The sequence below is a fragment of the Vibrio renipiscarius genome (assembly GCF_000827885.1).
GTDB classification, from domain to species: domain Bacteria; phylum Pseudomonadota; class Gammaproteobacteria; order Enterobacterales; family Vibrionaceae; genus Vibrio; species Vibrio renipiscarius.
The window spans coordinates 130,396-151,153 of the sequence record NZ_JTKH01000006.1 but is presented as its reverse complement, the minus strand read 5'-3'; the positions used below and the strand labels follow the sequence as shown (position 1 = coordinate 151,153).

The 20,758-nt window shown below is 45.2% G+C and carries 22 protein-coding genes; 12 read left to right on the top strand and 10 right to left on the bottom strand.

The features are described from left to right. The first annotated feature begins 189 nt into the window (after positions 1–189). Positions 190–2,901: a heavy metal translocating P-type ATPase gene (locus OJ16_RS03915; protein WP_040987665.1), complete on the top strand. Its 2,712-nt coding sequence runs from the start codon at positions 190–192 to the stop codon at positions 2,899–2,901. Positions 2,902–2,909: 8 nt separating this feature from the next. Next, positions 2,910–3,353, top strand: a complete 444-nt coding sequence (locus OJ16_RS03910) for a DUF411 domain-containing protein (protein ID WP_040987663.1) — start codon at positions 2,910–2,912, stop codon at positions 3,351–3,353. A gap of 71 nt (positions 3,354–3,424) precedes the next feature. On the opposite strand, the gene hemH is transcribed toward OJ16_RS03910, so the two are convergent. From hemH to htpG, 3 genes are all read right to left on the bottom strand, one after another. After that, a complete protein-coding gene (hemH, locus tag OJ16_RS03905; RefSeq protein WP_040987661.1) occupies positions 3,425–4,378 on the bottom strand; it encodes a ferrochelatase in 954 nt (317 codons plus the stop codon). Between the two features lie 147 nt (positions 4,379–4,525). After that, positions 4,526–5,170, bottom strand: a complete 645-nt coding sequence (gene adk, locus OJ16_RS03900) for an adenylate kinase (protein WP_040987660.1) — start codon at positions 5,168–5,170, stop codon at positions 4,526–4,528. Positions 5,171–5,527: 357 nt separating this feature from the next. Then, the gene (gene htpG / locus OJ16_RS03895) at positions 5,528–7,432 is read right to left on the bottom strand and encodes a molecular chaperone HtpG (protein ID WP_040987658.1); all 1,905 of its coding nucleotides are present in this window, start codon (positions 7,430–7,432) and stop codon (positions 5,528–5,530) included. A gap of 263 nt (positions 7,433–7,695) precedes the next feature. Between htpG and OJ16_RS03890 the strand changes: the two genes are divergently transcribed. The 4 genes from OJ16_RS03890 to OJ16_RS03875 are packed head-to-tail and all read left to right on the top strand — an operon-like array spanning position 7,696 to position 10,200. Continuing rightward, complete coding sequence (locus OJ16_RS03890; RefSeq protein ID WP_040987656.1) at positions 7,696–8,583, top strand: winged helix-turn-helix domain-containing protein; 888 nt, start codon at positions 7,696–7,698, stop codon at positions 8,581–8,583. A 9-nt stretch (positions 8,584–8,592) separates the two neighbouring features. Next, positions 8,593–9,108, top strand: a complete 516-nt coding sequence (locus OJ16_RS03885; RefSeq protein WP_040987654.1) for a regulatory protein ToxS — start codon at positions 8,593–8,595, stop codon at positions 9,106–9,108. A 48-nt stretch (positions 9,109–9,156) separates the two neighbouring features. Then, a complete protein-coding gene (locus OJ16_RS03880) occupies positions 9,157–9,912 on the top strand; it encodes a sulfite exporter TauE/SafE family protein (protein WP_040987652.1) in 756 nt (251 codons plus the stop codon). Between the two features lie 9 nt (positions 9,913–9,921). Beyond that, positions 9,922–10,200, top strand: coding sequence for a SelT/SelW/SelH family protein (locus tag OJ16_RS03875; RefSeq protein WP_040987650.1), 279 nt, complete (start codon positions 9,922–9,924; stop codon positions 10,198–10,200). Positions 10,201–10,307: 107 nt separating this feature from the next. Here OJ16_RS03875 and yfcE read toward each other — a convergent pair whose 3' ends face one another. Genes yfcE through OJ16_RS03850 form a run of 5 tightly spaced genes read right to left on the bottom strand, consistent with a single transcriptional unit; the run spans position 10,308 to position 13,196 of the window. After that, positions 10,308–10,865 carry a phosphodiesterase gene (gene yfcE / locus OJ16_RS03870; RefSeq protein ID WP_040987648.1) on the bottom strand — a complete coding sequence of 186 codons (558 nt, stop codon included), beginning with the start codon at positions 10,863–10,865 and terminating at the stop codon, positions 10,308–10,310. Between the two features lie 32 nt (positions 10,866–10,897). Then, positions 10,898–11,320 (bottom strand): CBS domain-containing protein, encoded by a 423-nt coding sequence (locus tag OJ16_RS03865; protein WP_040987646.1) that lies wholly within the window; start codon positions 11,318–11,320, stop codon positions 10,898–10,900. After that, a complete protein-coding gene (locus OJ16_RS03860) occupies positions 11,317–11,667 on the bottom strand; it encodes a P-II family nitrogen regulator (RefSeq protein ID WP_040987644.1) in 351 nt (116 codons plus the stop codon). Before OJ16_RS03860 ends, OJ16_RS03865 begins: the two co-directional genes overlap by 4 nt. Then, entirely contained in the window at positions 11,668–12,453 is a 786-nt protein-coding gene (locus OJ16_RS03855) for a DUF1538 domain-containing protein (protein ID WP_040987642.1), read from the bottom strand. Further along, complete coding sequence (locus tag OJ16_RS03850) at positions 12,450–13,196, bottom strand: DUF1538 domain-containing protein (protein WP_040987640.1); 747 nt, start codon at positions 13,194–13,196, stop codon at positions 12,450–12,452. Before OJ16_RS03850 ends, OJ16_RS03855 begins: the two co-directional genes overlap by 4 nt. Before the next feature lie 339 nt (positions 13,197–13,535). Here OJ16_RS03850 and OJ16_RS03845 point away from each other — a divergent pair, with 339 nt between their 5' ends. From OJ16_RS03845 to OJ16_RS03820, 6 genes are all read left to right on the top strand, one after another. Further along, complete coding sequence (locus OJ16_RS03845; protein WP_040987639.1) at positions 13,536–14,450, top strand: TIGR01777 family oxidoreductase; 915 nt, start codon at positions 13,536–13,538, stop codon at positions 14,448–14,450. Between the two features lie 46 nt (positions 14,451–14,496). After that, positions 14,497–15,324, top strand: a complete 828-nt coding sequence (locus OJ16_RS03840) for an SDR family oxidoreductase (protein ID WP_040987637.1) — start codon at positions 14,497–14,499, stop codon at positions 15,322–15,324. A 350-nt stretch (positions 15,325–15,674) separates the two neighbouring features. Beyond that, the gene (locus tag OJ16_RS03835) at positions 15,675–16,529 is read left to right on the top strand and encodes a co-chaperone YbbN (protein ID WP_040987635.1); all 855 of its coding nucleotides are present in this window, start codon (positions 15,675–15,677) and stop codon (positions 16,527–16,529) included. Between the two features lie 167 nt (positions 16,530–16,696). Continuing rightward, the gene (locus OJ16_RS03830; protein ID WP_040987633.1) at positions 16,697–17,617 is read left to right on the top strand and encodes an SPFH domain-containing protein; all 921 of its coding nucleotides are present in this window, start codon (positions 16,697–16,699) and stop codon (positions 17,615–17,617) included. A gap of 42 nt (positions 17,618–17,659) precedes the next feature. Beyond that, on the top strand, positions 17,660–18,109 hold the full coding sequence (locus OJ16_RS03825) for an NfeD family protein (protein WP_040987631.1): 450 nt from the start codon (positions 17,660–17,662) through the stop codon (positions 18,107–18,109). 244 nt (positions 18,110–18,353) lie between these two features. After that, a complete protein-coding gene (locus OJ16_RS03820; protein ID WP_040987629.1) occupies positions 18,354–18,539 on the top strand; it encodes a hypothetical protein in 186 nt (61 codons plus the stop codon). A gap of 78 nt (positions 18,540–18,617) precedes the next feature. Here the strand turns inward: OJ16_RS03820 and OJ16_RS03815 are convergent, their stop codons facing one another. After that, the gene (locus tag OJ16_RS03815; protein ID WP_040987627.1) at positions 18,618–19,388 is read right to left on the bottom strand and encodes a YccT family protein; all 771 of its coding nucleotides are present in this window, start codon (positions 19,386–19,388) and stop codon (positions 18,618–18,620) included. A gap of 85 nt (positions 19,389–19,473) precedes the next feature. Continuing rightward, on the bottom strand, positions 19,474–20,583 hold the full coding sequence (locus OJ16_RS03810; RefSeq protein WP_040987625.1) for a porin: 1,110 nt from the start codon (positions 20,581–20,583) through the stop codon (positions 19,474–19,476). Positions 20,584–20,758 lie beyond the last annotated feature (175 nt).

Here is a 20,758-nt window from a genome sequence, read left to right as displayed (position 1 = left end):
TTTTGAACGATTCACGTTGCTTTAGAACTCCATTGACGAAACCTTGATATGACTCGCAAGAGAATCCTCCGCCCCCACCTTGATTAAATCGTGCTCTCAAAATCAAAAAGTTGAATTTCTGCCTTGACCTTCCCCTTGAGGAAAGGTTTATGCTCCAACACAGTTACCGTTTTAGGTTGAGGGCAAGTGATGCACCAGTTTGAGATTCCACTTCAAGGGCTAAATTGTATGGGCTGTGCCGGTAAGGTAGAAAAACGCCTTAAACAGCAGTTCGATCTGTCAATACAATCGCTCTCCCCCACGTCTATTACGCTAGAAACGTCAGCCACGCTGAGCGCCATAATCGAGCAAATAGAAGATTTGGGTTATCAAGCCGATATCCATAAACAGTTTTCACTGACTGGCCTGAGCTGCGAACGTTGCGTACAGAAATTGGTCGAGCATTTAAAGCGGTCGCCATACATTGCCCAATTAGAGGTCACCACGACAACGCTTAGCGTAATGACCACGCTATCTGACGAATCCATTAATCAGTTAGTCGCAGAAATAGGCTATCAATCTGTCTCTGCATCCAGCTCTGCGCTCTCTCTTTCGCAACCTTCGATAACGACAGAAACTGCCACGCCACAACGATCGCCTTCCGACCAAGCGCCTGCGGCAAGCACCGAACGAACAATCAACCTGCTCATTACCGGAATGACTTGTGCTAGTTGCGTGTCTTCGGTCGAAAAAGCCTTAATGTCTGTCGACGGGGTTAATAGAGCGCAAATCAATTTAGCGGAACAAAGTGCATTGGTTTTTACAAGCAGTGCACACTTTAACAATGATGCTCTGATTACAGCCGTCGCGAAAAGTGGCTACCAAGCGCAAATTATTGACGATCCTAAGACACAACAAGAGAAACAAGCCCAGCAGTTACGCCAAATACAAGCGCATCATAAACACAGTGCTTGGGTGGGATTAGCGATTGGCGCACCATTAATGGCTTGGGGGGTGTTTGGCGGCAATATGATGATCCGCAATACGACGGATCAATGGGCTTGGGGTGCCGTGGGCCTTCTATGCTTATGGCTATTGGCCACCGCTGGGCGCAGTTTTTTCACTAACGCTTGGCTTGCATTGACACATCGCCGTGCAACCATGGATACGCTAGTCGCACTCGGTACGGGATCGGCGTGGATCTTCTCAATATTGATCGTTCTTTTTCCGACCTGGTTTCCAGAGGCCTCTCGCCATGTGTATTTTGAAGCCAGTGCGATGATCATTGGCCTGATTTCTTTGGGTCACTATATCGAAGCCAAAGCCAAAGCTCGCACAACACAATCATTGCAAGCGCTGATCGATCTCCAGCCGAAGCATGCAACATTAGTCACCCCACAAGGCGATCAGTCCATCGCTGTCGAGGCCATCATTGAAGGCATGGCATTACGCATAAAGCCCGGTGAAAAAATCCCAGTCGATGGGACGGTCATTCGTGGCCATTCCTATATCGATGAGTCGATGCTGACGGGGGAACCGATGCCTGTCGATAAACAAATCGACAGCCCAGTATCGGCAGGAACGCTCAATCAAGATGGCAGTATCATTATTCAAGCCACCAGCGTGGGCAGCGACACGATGCTCGCACGTATCATTGGTTTGGTTCGCCAAGCACAAAGCAGCAAGCCTGCTATTGCTAAATTGGCCGATCAAATTTCTGCGGTCTTTGTGCCTGTTGTTGTGGCGATAGCGATACTGTCTGCATTGCTCTGGTATTTTATTGGCCCCGATCCGAAAGCCAGTTACATGCTGATTGTCGCGACCACGGTACTCATTATTGCGTGCCCTTGCGCACTTGGCCTTGCGACGCCACTGTCTGTCACCGTAGGAATTGGTAAAGCAGCCGAGATGGGCATTTTGATTCGCGATGCCGATGTATTGCAATCTGCAAGCAAAGTAGATTGCGTCGTTTTTGACAAAACGGGCACATTAACGCAAGGCGCGCCAAGTGTTGAACACCTGTTTTGTGATATCGAAAAACAAGATCATTGGCTACAAATTGCGGCCAGCCTAGAGCAGCACTCCGAACATCCGCTTGCAAAAGCGATCGTCACTCAAGCCAAGCAGCAAGATATCGTTCTCAAAGAGGTTGATGACTTCCTGAATTTGCGAGGAAAAGGGGTGAGCGGATTATGGGACAATCAACCCATTGCAGTGATCTCTCTGCCACATGCCCAACAAACCAATATTGACTTAAGACACTTTGATACCGCTCTCGCAGAGTGTGAACGGCGCGTATGGACCCCTGTCGTCCTGACCGTTTCTGGTATTGCACGAGCCGTGATCGCCATTGCGGATCCAATAAAACCAGATGCGGCAATCGCAATTTCAGCCTTAAAAGCCATGAATATTGAGCCCATCATGTTAACCGGCGATAACCACACAGTGGCAAGTTCGATTGCAAAACAAATTGGTATCAGTACTATTGTGGCACAAGTTTTACCCGATGAAAAAGCGCATTACATCGCCCAATTAAAAGGGCAAGGTCGCAACGTCGCGATGGTCGGAGATGGCGTGAATGATGCCCCCGCTCTGGCGTTGGCTGATGTCGGTATTGCGATGGGCAGCGGCAGTGATGTCGCCATTGAAAGTGCGCAAATGACGCTATTGCACTCTTCACCTTTGGCCGTCGTAAATGCTATTGAGCTATCAAAAGCGACGATGAAAAACATGCAACAAAATTTATTTGGAGCATTTATCTACAACTCTCTAGGTATTCCGATTGCTGCGGGCATTTTATACCCAGCATTTGGTTTTTTACTTAACCCTGTCGTAGCGGGAGCGGCCATGGCCCTTTCTTCTATCACAGTGGTCAGTAACGCAAACAGATTAAGATTATTCAAAACGACGAATCGTTATTAGAGGCAACTATGACCATTAAAACACTTTCTTTAGCACTACTTTTGGCGAGCCCTGCAGCCGCCTGGGCCACAGATGTCATTAACCACAAATCACCTTATTGTGGGTGCTGTACAGAATGGACCAAGCACATGGAAGAGGCAGGTTTTACCGTGAAAGAAAAACTGCATGACGACATGAATAAGGTCAAACAAGATCTTGGCCTCGCGCCAAAGCTGGCGTCTTGTCACACCGCAGAGATTGGTGGTTATGTCTTTGAAGGACACATCCCAGCGGATGATATTAAAGCCTTCCTCGCTAACCCACCGAAAAATGCCAAAGGTCTGGCCGTTCCGGGAATGCCGATGGGTTCTCCGGGTATGGAATATGGCAATGAAAAAGATTCCTATGCCGTCTACGCGTATAACGAGCGTGGTCAAGTATTCGAATACAAAACGTATCAAGGTAATCGCTAATATTCTCTAGCGTTTACCTGTCACTCGACAAAACAAAGCCCAGCATTGCTGGGCTTTATTGTTCTCGTCCGCTACTTAATTAACTCTACCATCATTTCAATATGACGATCATCGTCGTTCAAGCATGGGATAAAGTTAAAGACCTCACCACCATGTTCTTTAAATAGCGCTTGGCACTCCACTGAGATCTCTTCCAATGTCTCTAAGCAATCCGAAGCAAACGCAGGTGTCATCACATCAATGGATTTAATCCCTTTATTCGGTAGTGCTTCGAGTGTTTTGTCCGTATAAGGCTGTAACCACTCTTCACGCCCAAATCGGGATTGATACGTCATGCCAATTTGTTCATCGCTTAATCCCAACTCTAGCTGCAACAACTGAGTGGTTTTCTGGCAATGTAATGGGTAGATATCCCCATTATCAGCAAAACGCTGAGGGATACCATGATAGGAACACAGCAAATAATCAGATTGCCCTTTTTCTTGCCATGAGCGACGTACGCTGTCGGCGAGCGCTTTGATATATAGTGGGTGCTGGTGATAATCACGAATCAAACGGTAGCTGGGAATAACCGCCATTTTCTTGAAGGCCAACGTCAAACCATCGGAAACCGCGGCGGTCGTGGTCGCCGAATATTGCGGATACAACGGCAATACAATGACCTCATCGACGCCTTGCTCCATCAACGCTTGAAAACCCGACAGTAAACTTGGGTTGCCATAAGTCATTGCTAATGCAACCGGAATATCAAGTGCCTGTGCTAACTTGTCCGCTTGTCGCTGAGAATGCACCATTAATGGTGAGCCTTCACCCATCCAAACTGACTGATACAATTTGGCAACTTTGGGCGCGCGAATGGGTAAAATAACGCCATGAAGTAACGGACACCATAACCAGCGGGTCATATCGACGACTCGCTTATCATGCAGAAACTGACTTAAAAAACGTTTTACCGCAGGCACGGAAGGTTCATCTGGCGTGCCAAGATTAACCAGTAATACACCCTGTTTGTTCTTCTTGTTCATGGCATCCTATCGACAGTTGGAAATATGTAATTACGCACTCGACAGCGAAGCGATCAAGCGAGCAGCAGACTTAAGCATTTAAAAGCACAAATAAAAAGGCGACCATTAGGCCGCCTTTACTATAGCAATATTTTCTCTTAGTGAGAATTAAGCCAGTGCTTTCTCGATGTCTGCACTTACTTCAGCAACTTGCTTAGTACCGTCGAATTTAAGGTACTTAGTGTTACCTGCTTCTGCTTCTTTACCGTAGTAAGAGATCAGTGGTGCCGTTTGCTCATGGTATACACCTAGACGAGCAAGTACCGTTTCTTCTTTGTCGTCATCACGAACAACAAGATCTTCACCGGTTACGTCATCTTTGCCTTCTTCTTTCGGCGGGTTGTACACTACATGGTATGTACGACCTGAAGGAAGGTGAGCACGACGACCTGCCATACGCTCAACGATCACGCTGTCAGCAACGTCAAATTCAACCACGTAATCGACCGCTACGCCCATTTCTTTTAGGCCGTCAGCTTGAGGAATAGTGCGAGGGAAGCCATCTAGAAGAAAACCTTTCTCACAATCGTCTTGAGCGATACGCTCTTTGATTAGGCCAAGGATGATTTCATCAGAAACTAGCTGACCAGCATCGATAACAGCTTTAGCTTGTTTGCCTAGTTCTGTACCTGCTTTGATAGCAGCACGCAGCATGTCACCAGTAGAGATTTGTGGAATACCGTATTTTTCCATGATGAAGTTTGCTTGTGTGCCTTTACCTGCACCTGGAGCACCTAGAAGAATGATGCGCATGATTTATCCTCTTTAATATTAGAAATTTATACCGAAGCTCACCATCAGATGCCGAACAAATGCTGAATTTACTCAATCTTGATTAAGCAGACACCACAAATGCGAGCGGTAAGTTTCGGTATATACCCACTAAACTGTGTATTGTGTTTTGACGAGTGAAGCACTCGCCTTAAGACTCACATTCAAGTGTCTGAGTCTACCATATTTTATAGACAGCACGACTCTAATAAGACTAAAGAATGTTAAGCCACGTTATTGGCTCACGTGCTCAGCATAACTAGGGCACGTTTTACCCTTTATCTCTGATGTTCAAACAAAAAGCCCGCACAATGCGAGCTTTTTGGTTTTATAAGGCTATTAACCCTTAGTCAAAAGGCTATTAATTGCCCCTAAGAATTGCGAAGGGTCTTGCAGTGAACCACGCTCTGCCAGCATCGCTTGACCAAGCAATACTTCAACCCAACGACCAAAGGCTTGCTCATCGGTTTCATCCGCCATTTGTTTCACCAATGGGTGCTCAGGGTTAATTTCAAAAATGTATTTCACTTCTGGTACCGCTTGGCCTGCGGCTTCAAGCAGCTTCGCCATTTGTGTACCCATCTCGAAATCATCCGTCACAACCACCGCCGGCGTTGTCGCCAACTTGAAGGTCGTACGAACTTCTTTTACGCGCTCACCAAGGTAATCTTTCGTGCGTTCCACAACCGATTTAAACTCTTCTTCCGCCGCTTTGTGTTTTTCTTTTTCAGCGTCGTCTTCAAATTTACTCAGATCCAAGCCCGCTTTGGTGATCGATTGGAATTGTTTGCCATCAAATTCGGTCAAGTAGTTCATCAACCACTCGTCGATACGGTCGAACATCAAGATAACTTCGATACCTTTGGCTTTAAACTGCTCAAGGTGCGGGCTGTTTTTCGCCGCCGCGTAACTGTCTGCCGTTAGGTAGTAAATCTTATCTTGGTCTTCTTTCATACGCTCAACGTAAGAGGCCAGACCCACCGTTTGTTCTTCTGAATCCACTTCCGTAGAAGCAAAACGCAACAAACCGGCCACTTTCTCTTTGTTGCTCATGTCTTCTGCTGGACCTTCTTTTAGCACTAGGCCAAATTCTTTCCAGAAAGACAGGTACTTATCGTTGTCGTTATTGGCCATGCGCTCAAGCATCGTCAATACACGTTTGGTACACGCGTTACGCAGCGATTGAGTCACTTTATTGTCTTGCAGAATTTCACGCGAGACATTCAATGGTAAATCGTTTGAATCAATTAAGCCGCGAATAAAACGCAGGTACGAAGGCATAAATTGCTCTGCGTCATCCATAATGAACACGCGTTGTACATACAGTTTTAAACCCGATTTATGATCGCGGTTAAACATGTCCCACGGTGCTTTCGCTGGGATATACAGCAAACTGGTGTAATCGTTCTTACCTTCGACACGGTTATGGCTCCACACCAGTGGATCAGCAAAGTCATGGGAAACGTGCTTATAAAACTCTTGGTATTCTTCTTCGGAGATTTCAGACTTATTGCGCGTCCAAAGTGCTTGAGCTTTATTGACTTGCTCCCACTTTTTCTCGCCAGTCTCTTTGCCTTCGTCATCACGAACATCGGTTTGCATTTCAACAGGAATGCCGATGTGATCAGAATATTTGCTAATGACATCACGTAGACGCCATTCATTTAGGAATTCTTTGCCTTCTTCACGCATGTGAAGAACGATATCGGTACCGCGGCTTTCTTTACGTACATCTTCAATGGTGTAATCGCCTTCACCAGCAGAATGCCATTGAACGCCTTGTTCAACCGGTAAGCCTGCCGCGCGAGTGCGCACAGTCACGGCATCAGCAACAATAAATGCAGAATAGAAACCCACACCAAATTGACCGATAAGCTGTGAGTCTTTGCTTTGATCATCAGACAATTTAGAGAAGAACTCTGCCGTACCCGATTTTGCAATCGTGCCCAGATGTTCAATCACATCTTCACGGCTCATACCAATACCATTATCTGAAATCGTCAGGGTATTCGCTTGCTCATCGAAAGACAGTTTAACGCTTAAGTCAGCATCACCTTGGTATAAATCTGCATTCGATAGCGCTTGAAAACGCAGTTTATCTGACGCGTCAGACGCGTTAGAAATCAACTCACGTAAAAAGATCTCTTTGTTTGAGTACAGAGAGTGGATCATTAAATGAAGTAGCTGTTTTACTTCAGATTGAAAACCACGAGTTTCTTTATTTTGTGTTGCTGTTTCGCTCATGTTTACTCCATAACATCTATACTTATCAGGATTCTAGCTCGTTGTAAGCTAAGAAAATTATCTGATGATTGCTAATTAACATGAGGGTGACAAATGTAAAATCAAGGTCAACAATTATAAAAACGGTGTTTTTTTGATTTTATTTTGTTTATCCTAATATCAAAATTTTTATCAATGGTGTCCCCCTCTCTATCAAGATTGAGAATCGCCCCACTCGTTCACTGTAGTGATGTCTGAGACCTGTCAAACTGAAGGCCAATAGCATGAGTAACATAGGTACAAAGTTCAATTTGGCGAACAAATTTACGTTCGACCCAAATACAAATTCTCTGATAGAAAAGGATAACGATCAGGAAATCATCCGTCTAGGCAGCAACGAAAGTCGCATTCTTTTGCTGATGGCCGAAAAACCAAACCTAGTGGTCACCAGAAATGAATTGCACGATTTTGTGTGGCGCGAACAAGGCTTTGAGGTAGACGATTCCAGCTTAACGCAAGCCATCTCGACACTGCGTAAATTTCTAAAAGACTCAACAAAATCACCTGAATTTGTCAAAACGGTGCCAAAACGCGGATACCAACTGATTTGTTCTGTCGAGCGAATGGCGCCATTAACCAGTGGTGACTCACTCAATCTTGCGTCGGTGAATAGCACGCCTTTTGATTCGTTAAACGAACAAGAGCCGGAGATTAATCTGAGTGATGAAGTGGAACGTGAAATCGAAATCGCGCCACCTACCCTCGATACGTTGACGCCAGAAACGCCACATCAGCACGACACTTCAAAACCAAAAAACAAATGGCTGATTAACCTTGCGCTCGTGGTTGCTTTACTGCTGCCTCTCATCGCCATTACGCTAGAAAAACCCACAGACCCTCAATTTCGCCAACTTGCCACTTATGCAGACGTCATCGTTAAAACACCGATTAGCCATCCCGACTTGTCATATTGGTACCCGGCAATAGAACAATGTGTCACGCGATATACTCAATCACACCATGGCGTGACCGCGCCTGTAGAAGTCATCGCTACCGGCGGGCAAAACAACCAGCTGGTATTGAACTACATTCATCGATTAGAGCATTCAAGTGAAAATATTACATTGCGTATTTTCTCGGACCAAAACGATCTTGAGCATATTTGCCAGTAAGGAGTCTTTATGAATCAGAAGATAGCATTCGTCTTATTGGCCGCCTCTGCTCTATTGAGTGGCTGGTTGTATTGGGGCAGCGATATAAAAATCGAGAACACGATTACCGCTAAAGAATGGCAATCGAAAATGGTCACGGTGCTCAGTGACAGCCTGCAAGAGGAAGCGGTTGGGCCGTTGCGTAAAGTGGATGTGGTATCCAATGTAAAATACCTCCCCAATGGCACCTACATTCGTGTCGCGACGATTCGCTTATTTGCTCACAGTGAACAAAGCGACAGCATCATCAATATTTCCGAAACGGGAGAATGGGAAATTAGCGATAACTATTTGCTGATTTCACCAAAAGAGTTCAAAGACGTCTCTTCAGCGCAAAGCAAAGACTTTACTGACGTACAATTACAGCTCATTAAGCAGCTGTTTAAAATGGACTCTCAGTTAAGCCGTCGTATCGACATTGTCAACGAGAACACACTGCTTTTAACTAGCTTAAGCCACGGTTCTACGGTACTTTTCTCTAACTAGTTCTCACTAACAGACGAAAGGGAGCATGATGCTCCCTTCTTATTTATCATGGATTGGATTAACGCTAGCGGCCTTTTTATTGGCTCATTGATTGCTAACCTACTTTCCGCACTTTCTGGTGGCGGAGCAGGCTTACTGCAATTCCCCTTACTGCTATTCTTCGGTTTACCTTTTTCCGTTGCACTAGCCACGCATAAAGTCGCCAGTGTTGCGCTGGGATTAGGCGCGGCCTTTACCCATCTAAAACAAAAGTCCTTTTCTCTGACTGAAGCGCTTTATCTGATTATCGTCGGCAGTATTGGCGTCATCATGGGCGCGAATATGATCCTCGCAATCCCTGCCCATCTTGCTGAGCAATCGCTCGGCGTCATGATTTTAGCGTTGGGTATTTACTCCTTTTTCAAAAAACAACTTGGTCAACAAGTACTGCCGATTCATCGTGACTGGCAAGGCTGGTTAATCGGCAGTTTGGGCCTGATTTTGATTGGCATCATCAACGGCTCGTTAACGGCGGGGTCAGGGTTACTCGTTACTTTGTTTTTAGTTCGATGGTTTGGCTATAGCTATAAACAAGCGGTGGCATTAACCATGATATGCGTAGGCCTTTTTTGGAATGGCATCGGGGGGATAGCCATAGTCCAAGCCGGCGCTCAAATCTATTGGCCATGGTTGCCCATATTATTGGCCGGTTCCTTTCTTGGGGGGAGCTTAGGCGCGTATCTTTCCACTCGTTTTAGCAATCGAGTGATCAAAACCTGCTTTGAGATCCTCACCTTGCTGGTAGGCATCAAATTACTGATTTAAGGAAGTCACATGGATAAAGCGAATATTGAGATCTTTTACTGCCGCCAATGTAACTGGATGCTTCGTTCCACTTGGCTGAGCCAAGAGTTACTGCACACGTTCAGCGAAGAGATTGAGTCTATTTCTCTTCGTCCGGATACCGGTGGCCGTTTTGAAATTATTTGCAATGGCCACCTCATTTGGGAGCGCAAACGCGATGGCGGATTTCCGGAAGCGAAAGTACTCAAGCAACGAGTTCGAGATATCATTGATCCGGAGCGAGATTTAGGTCACTCCGATCATAAATGATCGAAAAAATTTCAATCCGACACCTTTCAATCCAACACAAAGCACAAAGGCACCATTCGGTGCCTTTGTGCTTTCTCTTTACGCAGCTAATTCGCGCTCGGCGTTTATCAACATTCAGCGTCGAGCACAGTTTCTACTAGGGTTTGCCCTGTAAAACTCATCACTTTAATCGTGTTATCTTCTAATAAACCATAACTTGCGACAAAACCATCGCGTGGGAAGGTGACTGAGCCTGGGTTAAAGATAAACTGCTCACCTTTACGCTCTGCGACCGGAATATGCGTATGGCCATGCACAATCACGTCACCATCACGCAGCGCTGGGCGTTTATCACTGTTATATAGATGACCATGCGTCACGAATAAACGCTGACCACTCGGTAGCATCACCCATGCAAAATCACTCATCATAGGAAATGAAAGCAGCATTTGATCCACTTCGCTATCGCAATTACCGCGCACCGCAATGATGCGATCAGCGTACTGGTTTAGCCGTTCCGCAACCGCCGGGGGGTTGTAGCCTTCAGGAATAGGATTGCGAGGGCCGTGATTTAATACATCCCCTAACAACACTAAATGCTCAACACCTGAACGTTCAAACTCAGCCAGCATTTGTGTGGTCGCAGGCAAACTGCCATGCAGGTCGGAAGCAAAAAACAATTTCACAAGATACACTCCTCAAGATAATTGAGGCCATTCTACGAAATTGTCGATCGCTCGTCATCTCGCGCCATGCCATTGAGTACAATATTGTTGTAACTGACCATGCCGATCACTTGGTCATTTTCGATGACTGGAGCGCGACTAATGCCAAAACGCTCAAACAAGCGCGCACAGTATTTAACGTTCATTGTCGGATCCACACTCAAGGCGGGTTTCGTCATTACTTCATAAATATTGGTGCGTTCACACGAACGATTTTTTGCCAGCACTTTTTTCGCAATATCGTTCATCAACACAATACCGTATTCATCGTCTTGATGACGCTTATTTACAACTAAGGCTTTCGCTTCATTCTGACGAGCCAAGCGAATCCCTTCCTGAACGGTTGTCAGCCCATCAATGATGGCGTAATTATTAGTCATTACATCACGAACGCGGATAATTGGTTGTGTTGTCATAGCTCGTCCTCTACCACTTGCGTTAATTTTTCCATTTGATGGGCAACCCCCACCGCATCTTCAATATCAATTTGAATCGCAATGCCTTGCCCTGATTCTTGATCAAATTCACCCACATCGTTGATCGTTTCTAAAATATGTCGAGCAAGGTGCTCCTCCACGACAAAAAGCAGCACATCTTTTTGCACTTCTAATGTCAGGCCAAAGAACGTCCGCTTTTGGTTCAGCCCCTCTCCACGAGCATGATTAATTACGGTGGCACCTGTCGCTCCAGCAAGGCGAGCGGCATCCAAGACGAGTTCAGTCTTACTCTCTTCAACAAAAGCTAAAAGCAACTTAAAGCGCATTTATTTATCCTCTTGCTTAGCGTAATTAAGCCATTGGGTGATTTGCGCATACCCCATGACCGAAATAATGGGAAACAGGCTAGCAAAGGCAATGAGCCCAAAGCCATCAATCATGGGGTTTCGTCCCGGAACCGTGGACGCCAGACCAAGTCCCAATGCAGCCACCAGCGGCACCGTCACGGTCGATGTCGTTACCCCACCTGAGTCATACGCCAATGGGATAATTAATTTTGGTGCATAGAGCGTTTGGATCACCACAATAATATAACCCGCAATAATGTAGTAATGGATGGGATCCCCCACCACGATCCGATAGCTGCCTAACGAAATACCAACGGCAACCCCCAAGGCGACTGCAATGCGTAAACCATTCACGCTGATACTGCCACCCGAGACTTGATTGGCTTTTATCGCAACGGCAATAAGGGAGGGCTCAGCAATCGTGGTGCTAAATCCGATACAAAACGCAAATAGGTACACCCAGTAGTAATCAATCCAGCTTAGGGTGGATTGCGCAGAAAAGCGCACCTGCTGAAGGAAATCAGGTGCCGTCAACTGTTCAGCCATGGTTTCACCAAGTGGAAACAGGGCCAGCTCTAAACCGAGTAAAAATAACGTCAGACCTAAAATAACGTAGAAGAAACCCAGCATGGCTTTCAAGGGGTTAACGATGGGTTTTCGCAGCACCATAAACTGGAAACCAAAAATGATGGTCGCTATCGGTATAACATCGATAACGGTGCCCGTTAACATGGTGAAAAACGTCTCAAAGAAATGCCCTATCATACGATCACCATGCCGTAAATCATGACAAACATCATGGGCAGTAAAGACGCAAACGCAATCAAACCAAAACCATCAATCATCGGATTTCGGCCTTTAATGGCAGACGCAAGCCCGACCCCTAATGCCGTAACGAGCGGAACCGTGATCGTCGAGGTGGTCACGCCACCAGAGTCATACGCGACCCCAATAATGCTTTCAGGTGCGAATGCGGTCAAAATCACCACGCCAATATAGCCACCAATAATCAAATACTGGATTGGCCAGCCTTTTAATATTCTGAGGACACCCAAAACAATCGCCACACCAACCGATAGTGCAACGGTAATCCGCAAGCCATTGGCATACTCCTCTTGGCTCGCACTATCATTGACAATAATCCCGCCTAGCGCCGCAACTTCTGCCGCTTCATCGGCAATGGCGGTTAATGCAGGTTCTGCAATCGTGGTTCCAAAACCTAAGCAAAATGAAAAGAGCAATAACCAAAATACACTGCCTTTTTTAGCAAAGGCATGCGCCATCGATTCTCCAATCGGGAATAACCCCATTTCCAGCCCAAAAATAAAAAAGGTTAAACCCAAGATGACCAGGACAAGGCCAAAGAGAATGGTGGCGAGATGGGGGAGCGGTTCTTGCAAAACGACAAGCTGGAAAAAAGTAATCACTAAAATGATAGGCATAAGATCGCGCAAACTGCCTAACATGGCACGCAACAAAGCAATCATGGCTTGTTTCATGTCTGTCATCGCTTCACTCCCTGCCAGCCTTCTCTCTTACGTCTATCTTGCCAAAGCCCCTACCGTTAGAATGTGACTCATTACAATACTTCGCATTAGCAATGTAACAAAATGTGTATTCTGTGACGTCTTACCATTCAACGAGGTTATTTAACGAAAAAAAATGCCCAAACCCGCTAAAGTGACGCATAAATAGCGGCCGAGATCGTTGGTGACAAATCAGTTAAACATGGCTGCGCTTGAACACCTCACCGAATCCTCGTATCAAAAATAAGATTAGTATCACACTAGACACCCGATCCGAGTGGTAAGGATCTCGCTATAATTACTCCAGAGAAGGAGAAAACAATGAAAATACTCGTGACTGGCGGAACAGGGTTTATCGGCCGAGAACTGCTAAAGCATTTAACCACCCACGATGTTGTGCTTCTCTCGCGTTCGCCTGAAAAAGCGAAACAGAGACTCAACTACGCGGATTTGGGTAATGTCACCTACATCCCCAATTTGGATGATTTACATGATCTCAATGATTTTGATGCGGTCATCAACCTTGCCGGTGAACCGATTGCCGACAAGCGCTGGAGTAAAATTCAAAAAAATCTGATCTGCCAAAGTCGCTGGGGACTCACAGAGCATCTTGTCAGCTTAATTCACGCCAGCACCACACCACCGGCAGTGTTAATCAGTGGTTCGGCCGTCGGATATTACGGTGATCAGCAGCAACATCCATTTGATGAGAGTTTGCACGTACACTCCAAGGGATTTCCTCATTATGTTTGCGCAAAATGGGAAGACATTGCCAATCGAGCACGCAGTGAAGAAACTCGTGTCTGCTTGTTAAGAACAGGGGTTGTATTAGGCTGCGAAGGTGGCGCCTTGCAGAAAATGCTACTGCCATACAAACTTGGCGTCGGCGGGCCGATAGGACGAGGAAAACAATATTTACCGTGGATCCACATGCTCGACATGGTGCGCGGAATCGTTTATTTGCTCAATACTGAACACGCACATGGCGCCTTCAATTTATGTGCCCCTCATCCAGTCAGTAACCGTCATTTCAGTAAAACGTTAGCACGAGCACTCAAACGGCCACATATATTCTTTACCCCAAAATGGGCCATGAAATTGATGATGGGCGAAAGCGCAGTATTGCTGTTTGATAGCATTCGGGCTAAACCCAAAAAATTGACGGAATTGGGTTTTCATTTCAGTTATTCACGCATTGAACCGGCACTGAAAAACTTATTACAACATCATGATTAATCCTTTACTCTAAGTCGTCATTAAGCGCTTAAAAGAGAAGGATTTCATGTCGAAAGCAGTATTGATCACGGGGTGCTCATCAGGCATTGGTTATGCCGCCGCTCATGCGTTACACCAGCGTGGCTATCAAGTCATCGCCTCATGTCGCCAACGGCATGATGTTGAACGCTTACAAGGTGAAGGACTTACGTGCATTCAATTGGACTTAAGTGATAGCCAAAGCATTCATAATGCCGTTCAATCCACCCTTGCGCTAACCCAAGGCAGGCTGTACGGCTTATTTAACAACGGCGCCTATGGGCAACCTGGCGCTTTAGAAGATTTACCGACCGACGCGCTGCGAGCCCAATTTGAAAGTAATTTTTTTGGTTGGCATCAGTTAGTGCAAGAAATACTGCCGATTATGCGCCAACAGGGGGAAGGACGTATTGTGCAAAATAGCTCAGTATTGGGGTTTGCCGCCATGAAATATCGCGGTGCTTACAATGCGTCTAAATTTGCCTTAGAAGGTTGGACTGATACCTTGCGCCTTGAATTGATCGGTAGCGGTATTCAAATTAGCTTGATTGAACCCGGTCCAATTGAAACGCGCTTTAGAGCAAATGCCCTGCAAGCCTTTCACCAATGGATTGATACTGATAACAGTGTTCATCAAGTGGCCTATCAGCAACAAATTCAGCGCCTCGAAAAAGAGAGCTCAAATAATGCCTTTGTTCTGCCCGCTGAAGCGTGCATTCCCCCACTGATTGATGCCCTAGAAGCGCCACGGCCAAAGATCCGATATCGCGTGACGAGACCGACCAAAATTTTTGCCATCCTCAAGCGCCTACTGCCAAGTCGATGGTTGGACAAAATTTTGCAAAAAGCGGCATAGAGCGGCTTAATGTCATCAATACGTCACAATTAAAGTGGATTATTAGAGGGTAATCTGGAAATACCCCAAATTCCCAGCGTCTCATTCGGTGGCTGTACATGTCGTTAAACAAATTGAACTGGCTATGTGTGACTGTTGCGCTAACGTTGTTTATCGTCTTATAAACAGCGACCAAACTCGCACTGCCAATAAAAAAACACCACTGATAACAGTGGTGTTTTTTTATCTTTTACTTGATATCCCACCCTATTGCCCATATTTGTATGATCACTAGGATCATTTTCATACGCCCTGATGGTGCGCTGATATACGATGGTCTCTATCAATGACTATGGGCAAGGATAAAGCAAATGCAATCACCTTTTATCGTCGAACTCGATCAACAGAATTTCATGCAAATTCTAGAAACCTCACGAGAAACCCCACTGCTTATCCATTTTTGGGCTCCCATGAGCCGCGAAAGCAGCGAAATCATGCCTCATCTTCAGCAGTTAGCTCAAAACTATAACGGCGCGTTTACTCTCGCTCTACTTAACTGCGAACAAGAACAAGGTATTGCCGCTCAATTTGGTGTGCAAGCACTGCCAACTATTGCACTATTTGTTAATGGTCAACCGGTGGATGGTTTAGGTGGCCCACAGCCAATCCATGCCGTTGAAGAGATGCTCAATCGACACCTACCAAGTCAAGACGTTCTCGCGCTAAATAAAGCATTAGAACTGATTGCAAACGGGGCACATGATCAAGCACTACCATTGCTTAAAGCGCTACCTGCTGACATGCAAAACCAAGGAGAGGTGAAACTCGCTTTGGCTGCTTGCTATATCGAAGCGCAAGATTTCACTCTAGCAGCAGAACAACTTGAGCATATACCACTGCAATACCAAGATGCAGAATACAAAAGTTTAATTGCAAAACTCGCACTGCATCAGCAATCCGCCGACAGTCCAGAAATTCAATCTCTTGAAGCCGCATTCTCGCTCGATTCAGAGAATGAAACACTCGCACTTGAGCTTGCGCTGAGCTATCACAATGTCAATCGAGATGAAGAAGCATTAGAACTGATTTGGCGTTTTATTGCTAAAAATCTCAATGCCCTTGATGGCAGCATGAAAAAAGCCTTTATGGATATATTGAGTGCATTAGGACAAGGTAATCCGATCGCAGGCAAATACCGCCGTCAGCTTTACTCTATTCTTTACTAGAGTATCAGCACGTTTACTCGCAATGCGTCAATGTTAGGGCTGGATGATTCCAGCCCTAATTTGTTTGGATGGTTTTCGTCAAATAGCGGTAGATCTCTCATTTCTAAGTTTGTTGTTGCTGCTTTATTGAGCAACAATGGTACAAACTATGAAATAAGGAAATCATTGTGCCCATTGACTATTCACTCATTACTACCGGTATTTTCGTCCTCGTTGTCATTGCGTTTATCTACGCAGGTGTCAAAACGGTACCTCAAGGAAACCATTGGACCGTTGAGCGCTTTGGCCGCTATACCCACACTCTAAAACCCGGCCTAAACTTTATTATTCCATTCATCGATAGCATTGGCCATCGCATCAATATGATGGAGCGTGTGCTAGATATTCCAGCACAAGAAGTGATCTCTCGTGACAACGCGAACGTCACCATCGATGCGGTCTGTTTTGTGCAAGCGATTGACGCGGCCAAAGCCGCTTATGAAGTCAACGATCTCGTCCATGCGATTCGCAACCTCACCTTAACCAATATGCGTACCGTTTTAGGCTCAATGGAGCTGGACGAAATGCTCAGCCAGCGTGACCAAATAAACGTCAAACTCTTAGCGATTGTCGATGAAGCGACGAACCCATGGGGCGTCAAAGTCACCCGTATTGAAATCAAAGACGTTCAACCACCCGCTGATCTGACCGCGGCCATGAATGCGCAAATGAAAGCAGAGCGTAATAAACGTGCTGACATTCTTGAAGCGGAAGGTGTACGTCAAGCTGAGATATTAAAAGCAGAAGGCCACAAGCAGTCTGATATTCTTAAAGCGGAAGGGGCAAAACAAGCCGCCATTTTACAAGCAGAAGCACGTGAGCGTGCCGCAGAAGCAGAAGCAAGAGCAACAGAAATGGTTTCTAACGCTATTTCTCAAGGCGACATGCAAGCCGTCAATTACTTTATTGCCCAAGGTTACACCGAAGCGCTCAAAGCCATCGGTCAGGCTGAAAATGGTAAGATCATTATGCTACCATTAGAAGCAACAGGATTAATGGGCTCTGTCGCTGGCATTGCAGAAATGTTCAAGCAAGAACCTAAGAAATAGCCTTAGCAGAGCGTTTACTATCCCATCAACTAGAGTAAAAATGTGATTGAACTATTCGATAATTTCACTCATTGGCATTGGTTAGCATTAGGCTTGGCTTTTTTAGCGGCGGAATTGCTCGGGGCGGCAGGTTATCTGCTTTGGCTTGGCATCTCAGCGCTATTAGTCGGCTTACTGCTTTCTTGGTTACCAATGAGCTGGCAGCTTCAATGGGTTTCCTTTGCTGTGTTTTCACTGGCCACCACTTGGCTATGGTGGCGACGCCAACTCAAGCAAGATAAGGCAAGTGACGCTTCGAGAACGCTGAACCAAAAAGAAAAGCAACTGATTGGCACGGTTGTCACCCTTGAAGAGGGTATACCTGCTGGTAAATCTCGTATTCGAATTGCAGATTCAACGTGGTCTGCCTATTGCGAACAGGCGTTACCTGAAGGAAGCGTGGTAAAAGTGGTCAACATTGACGGTATCACGTTGATAATAAAGCCAAATTAATTGTCATCGATAATATAAAAAGGAGTATAACGCTCCTTTTTATTTACAACAATATCAATAATAAATCCTCATCATCCCCTTTTTGCTCAAAAGACTATTTTCCTATCTAAATACCTAATCAATCATATGTTTCAGTTATTTATTGCAGAAAAATATCATTTTTTTTTGATCTTTATCGATCTTGTTTCATACTAAAACTATCTCAGAAATTTGAGATGACTCGCAAAAATAAAGGGGATTTATTATGAAAACTGTTATTGCTCTAATCTGTACTGCGCTACTTTCTTTTTCGTTCTTTGCCAATGCTGGTTCAACGTCTAGCCCTAGTTCTGCACGCGGACCTTGGGTAGATTGTCAATATCCAGATGGCTCTACCGATTACATCCCAAGTGAAATTTGTAAGCAAAATGGTGGCAAACGTAAGTATTAATAAGAACTAAGCTATGAACACTAGATGTTGAGAGGCCCTAATACTCGATGAGTGCTAGGGCCTCTTCAGATTTAGTTTTTACTGGCTTATCAACCAAGCAAGAATTTTTTTTCTTTCATCTACTTTTGCTTCGCTATACCAGTACCCCAGCATATTTAGCGCTTGGGATCCTTCGATAGGTTTCACTGAATCTAACGCACGATTTTCGAATGCCCACGTCATGAATTTATCATTCTCAACAGGTGTTGCCTTTTCCATCCAATACTGAATCATAGAAACAGGGCCTACTTCACCGGTGTTCACCGTCACGACTTTAACAACTGGCGCCGCTTCAGTAGCTGCAACTGCTTGTACAACCGCTAATTCAGCCTGCTCAGTAGCAATGCCATTAACTTTATTGTAATTCACCAAGTCTTTTTCATAATCTCGGATCAGGGCTTTTCCTGCAGGTAATGTATCTATTGTGAATTTAATATGATTCCCTGCTTCATCAACTAAAGCAACTTTAGGGTTGCGGTTAAACTCAATGCCATCACTTCCACGTAATACTCGCATCACCGGCTCTAAACGAAGATCAATATCTTCAGCATCAAAACTTAGAACAAATGCGTCTGAATTAAATTTATCTCTTTCACCACCATTTTCAATCAATCGAGACATGCGAAACACTATTTGATTTGTGCCATTGTCTAACGTGTGCTCTGAGTTAGAAAATAGTGCGTACCCCATCCCTTCACCATTGACAATAATTGGCGATAGATCACGATGAAAATTCAGTCCAACTTCTGCGTGGGGAGCGAATGAAGCCGTCATTACACCAATAGCTAATAAGGTTTTTATTACCTTCATTTATAATCTCCTGATAAGAAAAACGAGCACTCAGAATGAGTGCTCGTGCAATTTAAGACAGTTAGACTAACTTATAAGACAAGGCTTAGAAGTAGTATTCCATGCCTAGCATTGTGCGCGTACCGTCACCAGAATCATCATCGCCGTTCACATCATAGTTACGAACATCGAAATAGATAACAGTACTTGGTAGCATGTACATCACTCGACCAGTAATAGCTTGTGCTTCTGCTTTGTTAAATACGCCAGCAACAACTTCTACGTCTTCATCAGCTTCGAATGCTTTTGAGTAACCGGTTTTAAACAACCAGTTTCCTGTTACGTATTGAGCGCTTGCAGAAACAGAGTCTTGGCTGTTGCCAGTTACGCCGTTATCAACCATTTTGTAAGCAGCGCTTAGCGTGAACGCGTCTAAGTATAGCTGACCACCAACGATAGCGAATGAACCATCGCCATTTTCAGTAGTTGTTGTTTTTCCTGGTGTTAACTCGTTAACACCTGTCGTTTGATTAATAGCCCAAGAATCTTTCGTTGTCTCTGTTGTGTTGTATGAACTGCTCGCGTAGTAACCCGCATGTACAGTAAACATCTCTTGAGTGTAAGAAGCTGCAATACTTGCCGCTACACCATCAACACTCTTATCCATAGCGCTTAAAGACGCTTGGTAATTGAAACCATCAAAGTTTGCAGAGTCCCAACGAAGGACGTGGTCTGTACGAGCTTCGATAGCAGCACCAGTAGGGTTGTACCAGTCAAATACGTTACCTAGACCAGGGTTAGTGTGAGGCCAGTCGACATAGTTGTATGCAGCAACTAATTGACGACCGAACTTGATAGAACCCATACCTTCAAAATCTAGACCTAACCAAGTGTCACGACCGCCAAGAATACCAGCCTCAGAAGACCATGAAGCAGCAGCGTGATCCGCGTTACCTGTTTCGATTTGGTAGATAAAATTTGGAGCGAAGTCTGCAAATTCAACTGTACCGCGTAGACCTAAACGTGATTCAATTTCTACGCTAGCAGTAGTATCTTTACCTTCAGCCTCTGGAGTCCAGATCTGGTATGAACCAGCCGCTTGGCCGTAAAGCTGAACAGCTTTACCGTGTAGCTCGATTGCTGCGTTAGCAGAACCAGCCATTGCTGCTGATGCTACTGCCGCACATACAAGAGTGCGTTTGAAAAATTTGTCCATGGAAAAAACTCCTAAAAAATGGGATATAGCTGTTTTTCGTTTCCTCTTCCTAAAGTTTGGCCGCCGAAGGAAGAAGATAAACTTTTATAAAATCTCAATTACCGTTTAGATTAATTTTGATTTTAAAACTACGGCATACACCTCGTGTATCCATGTCACCTAGACTAACTTCGCA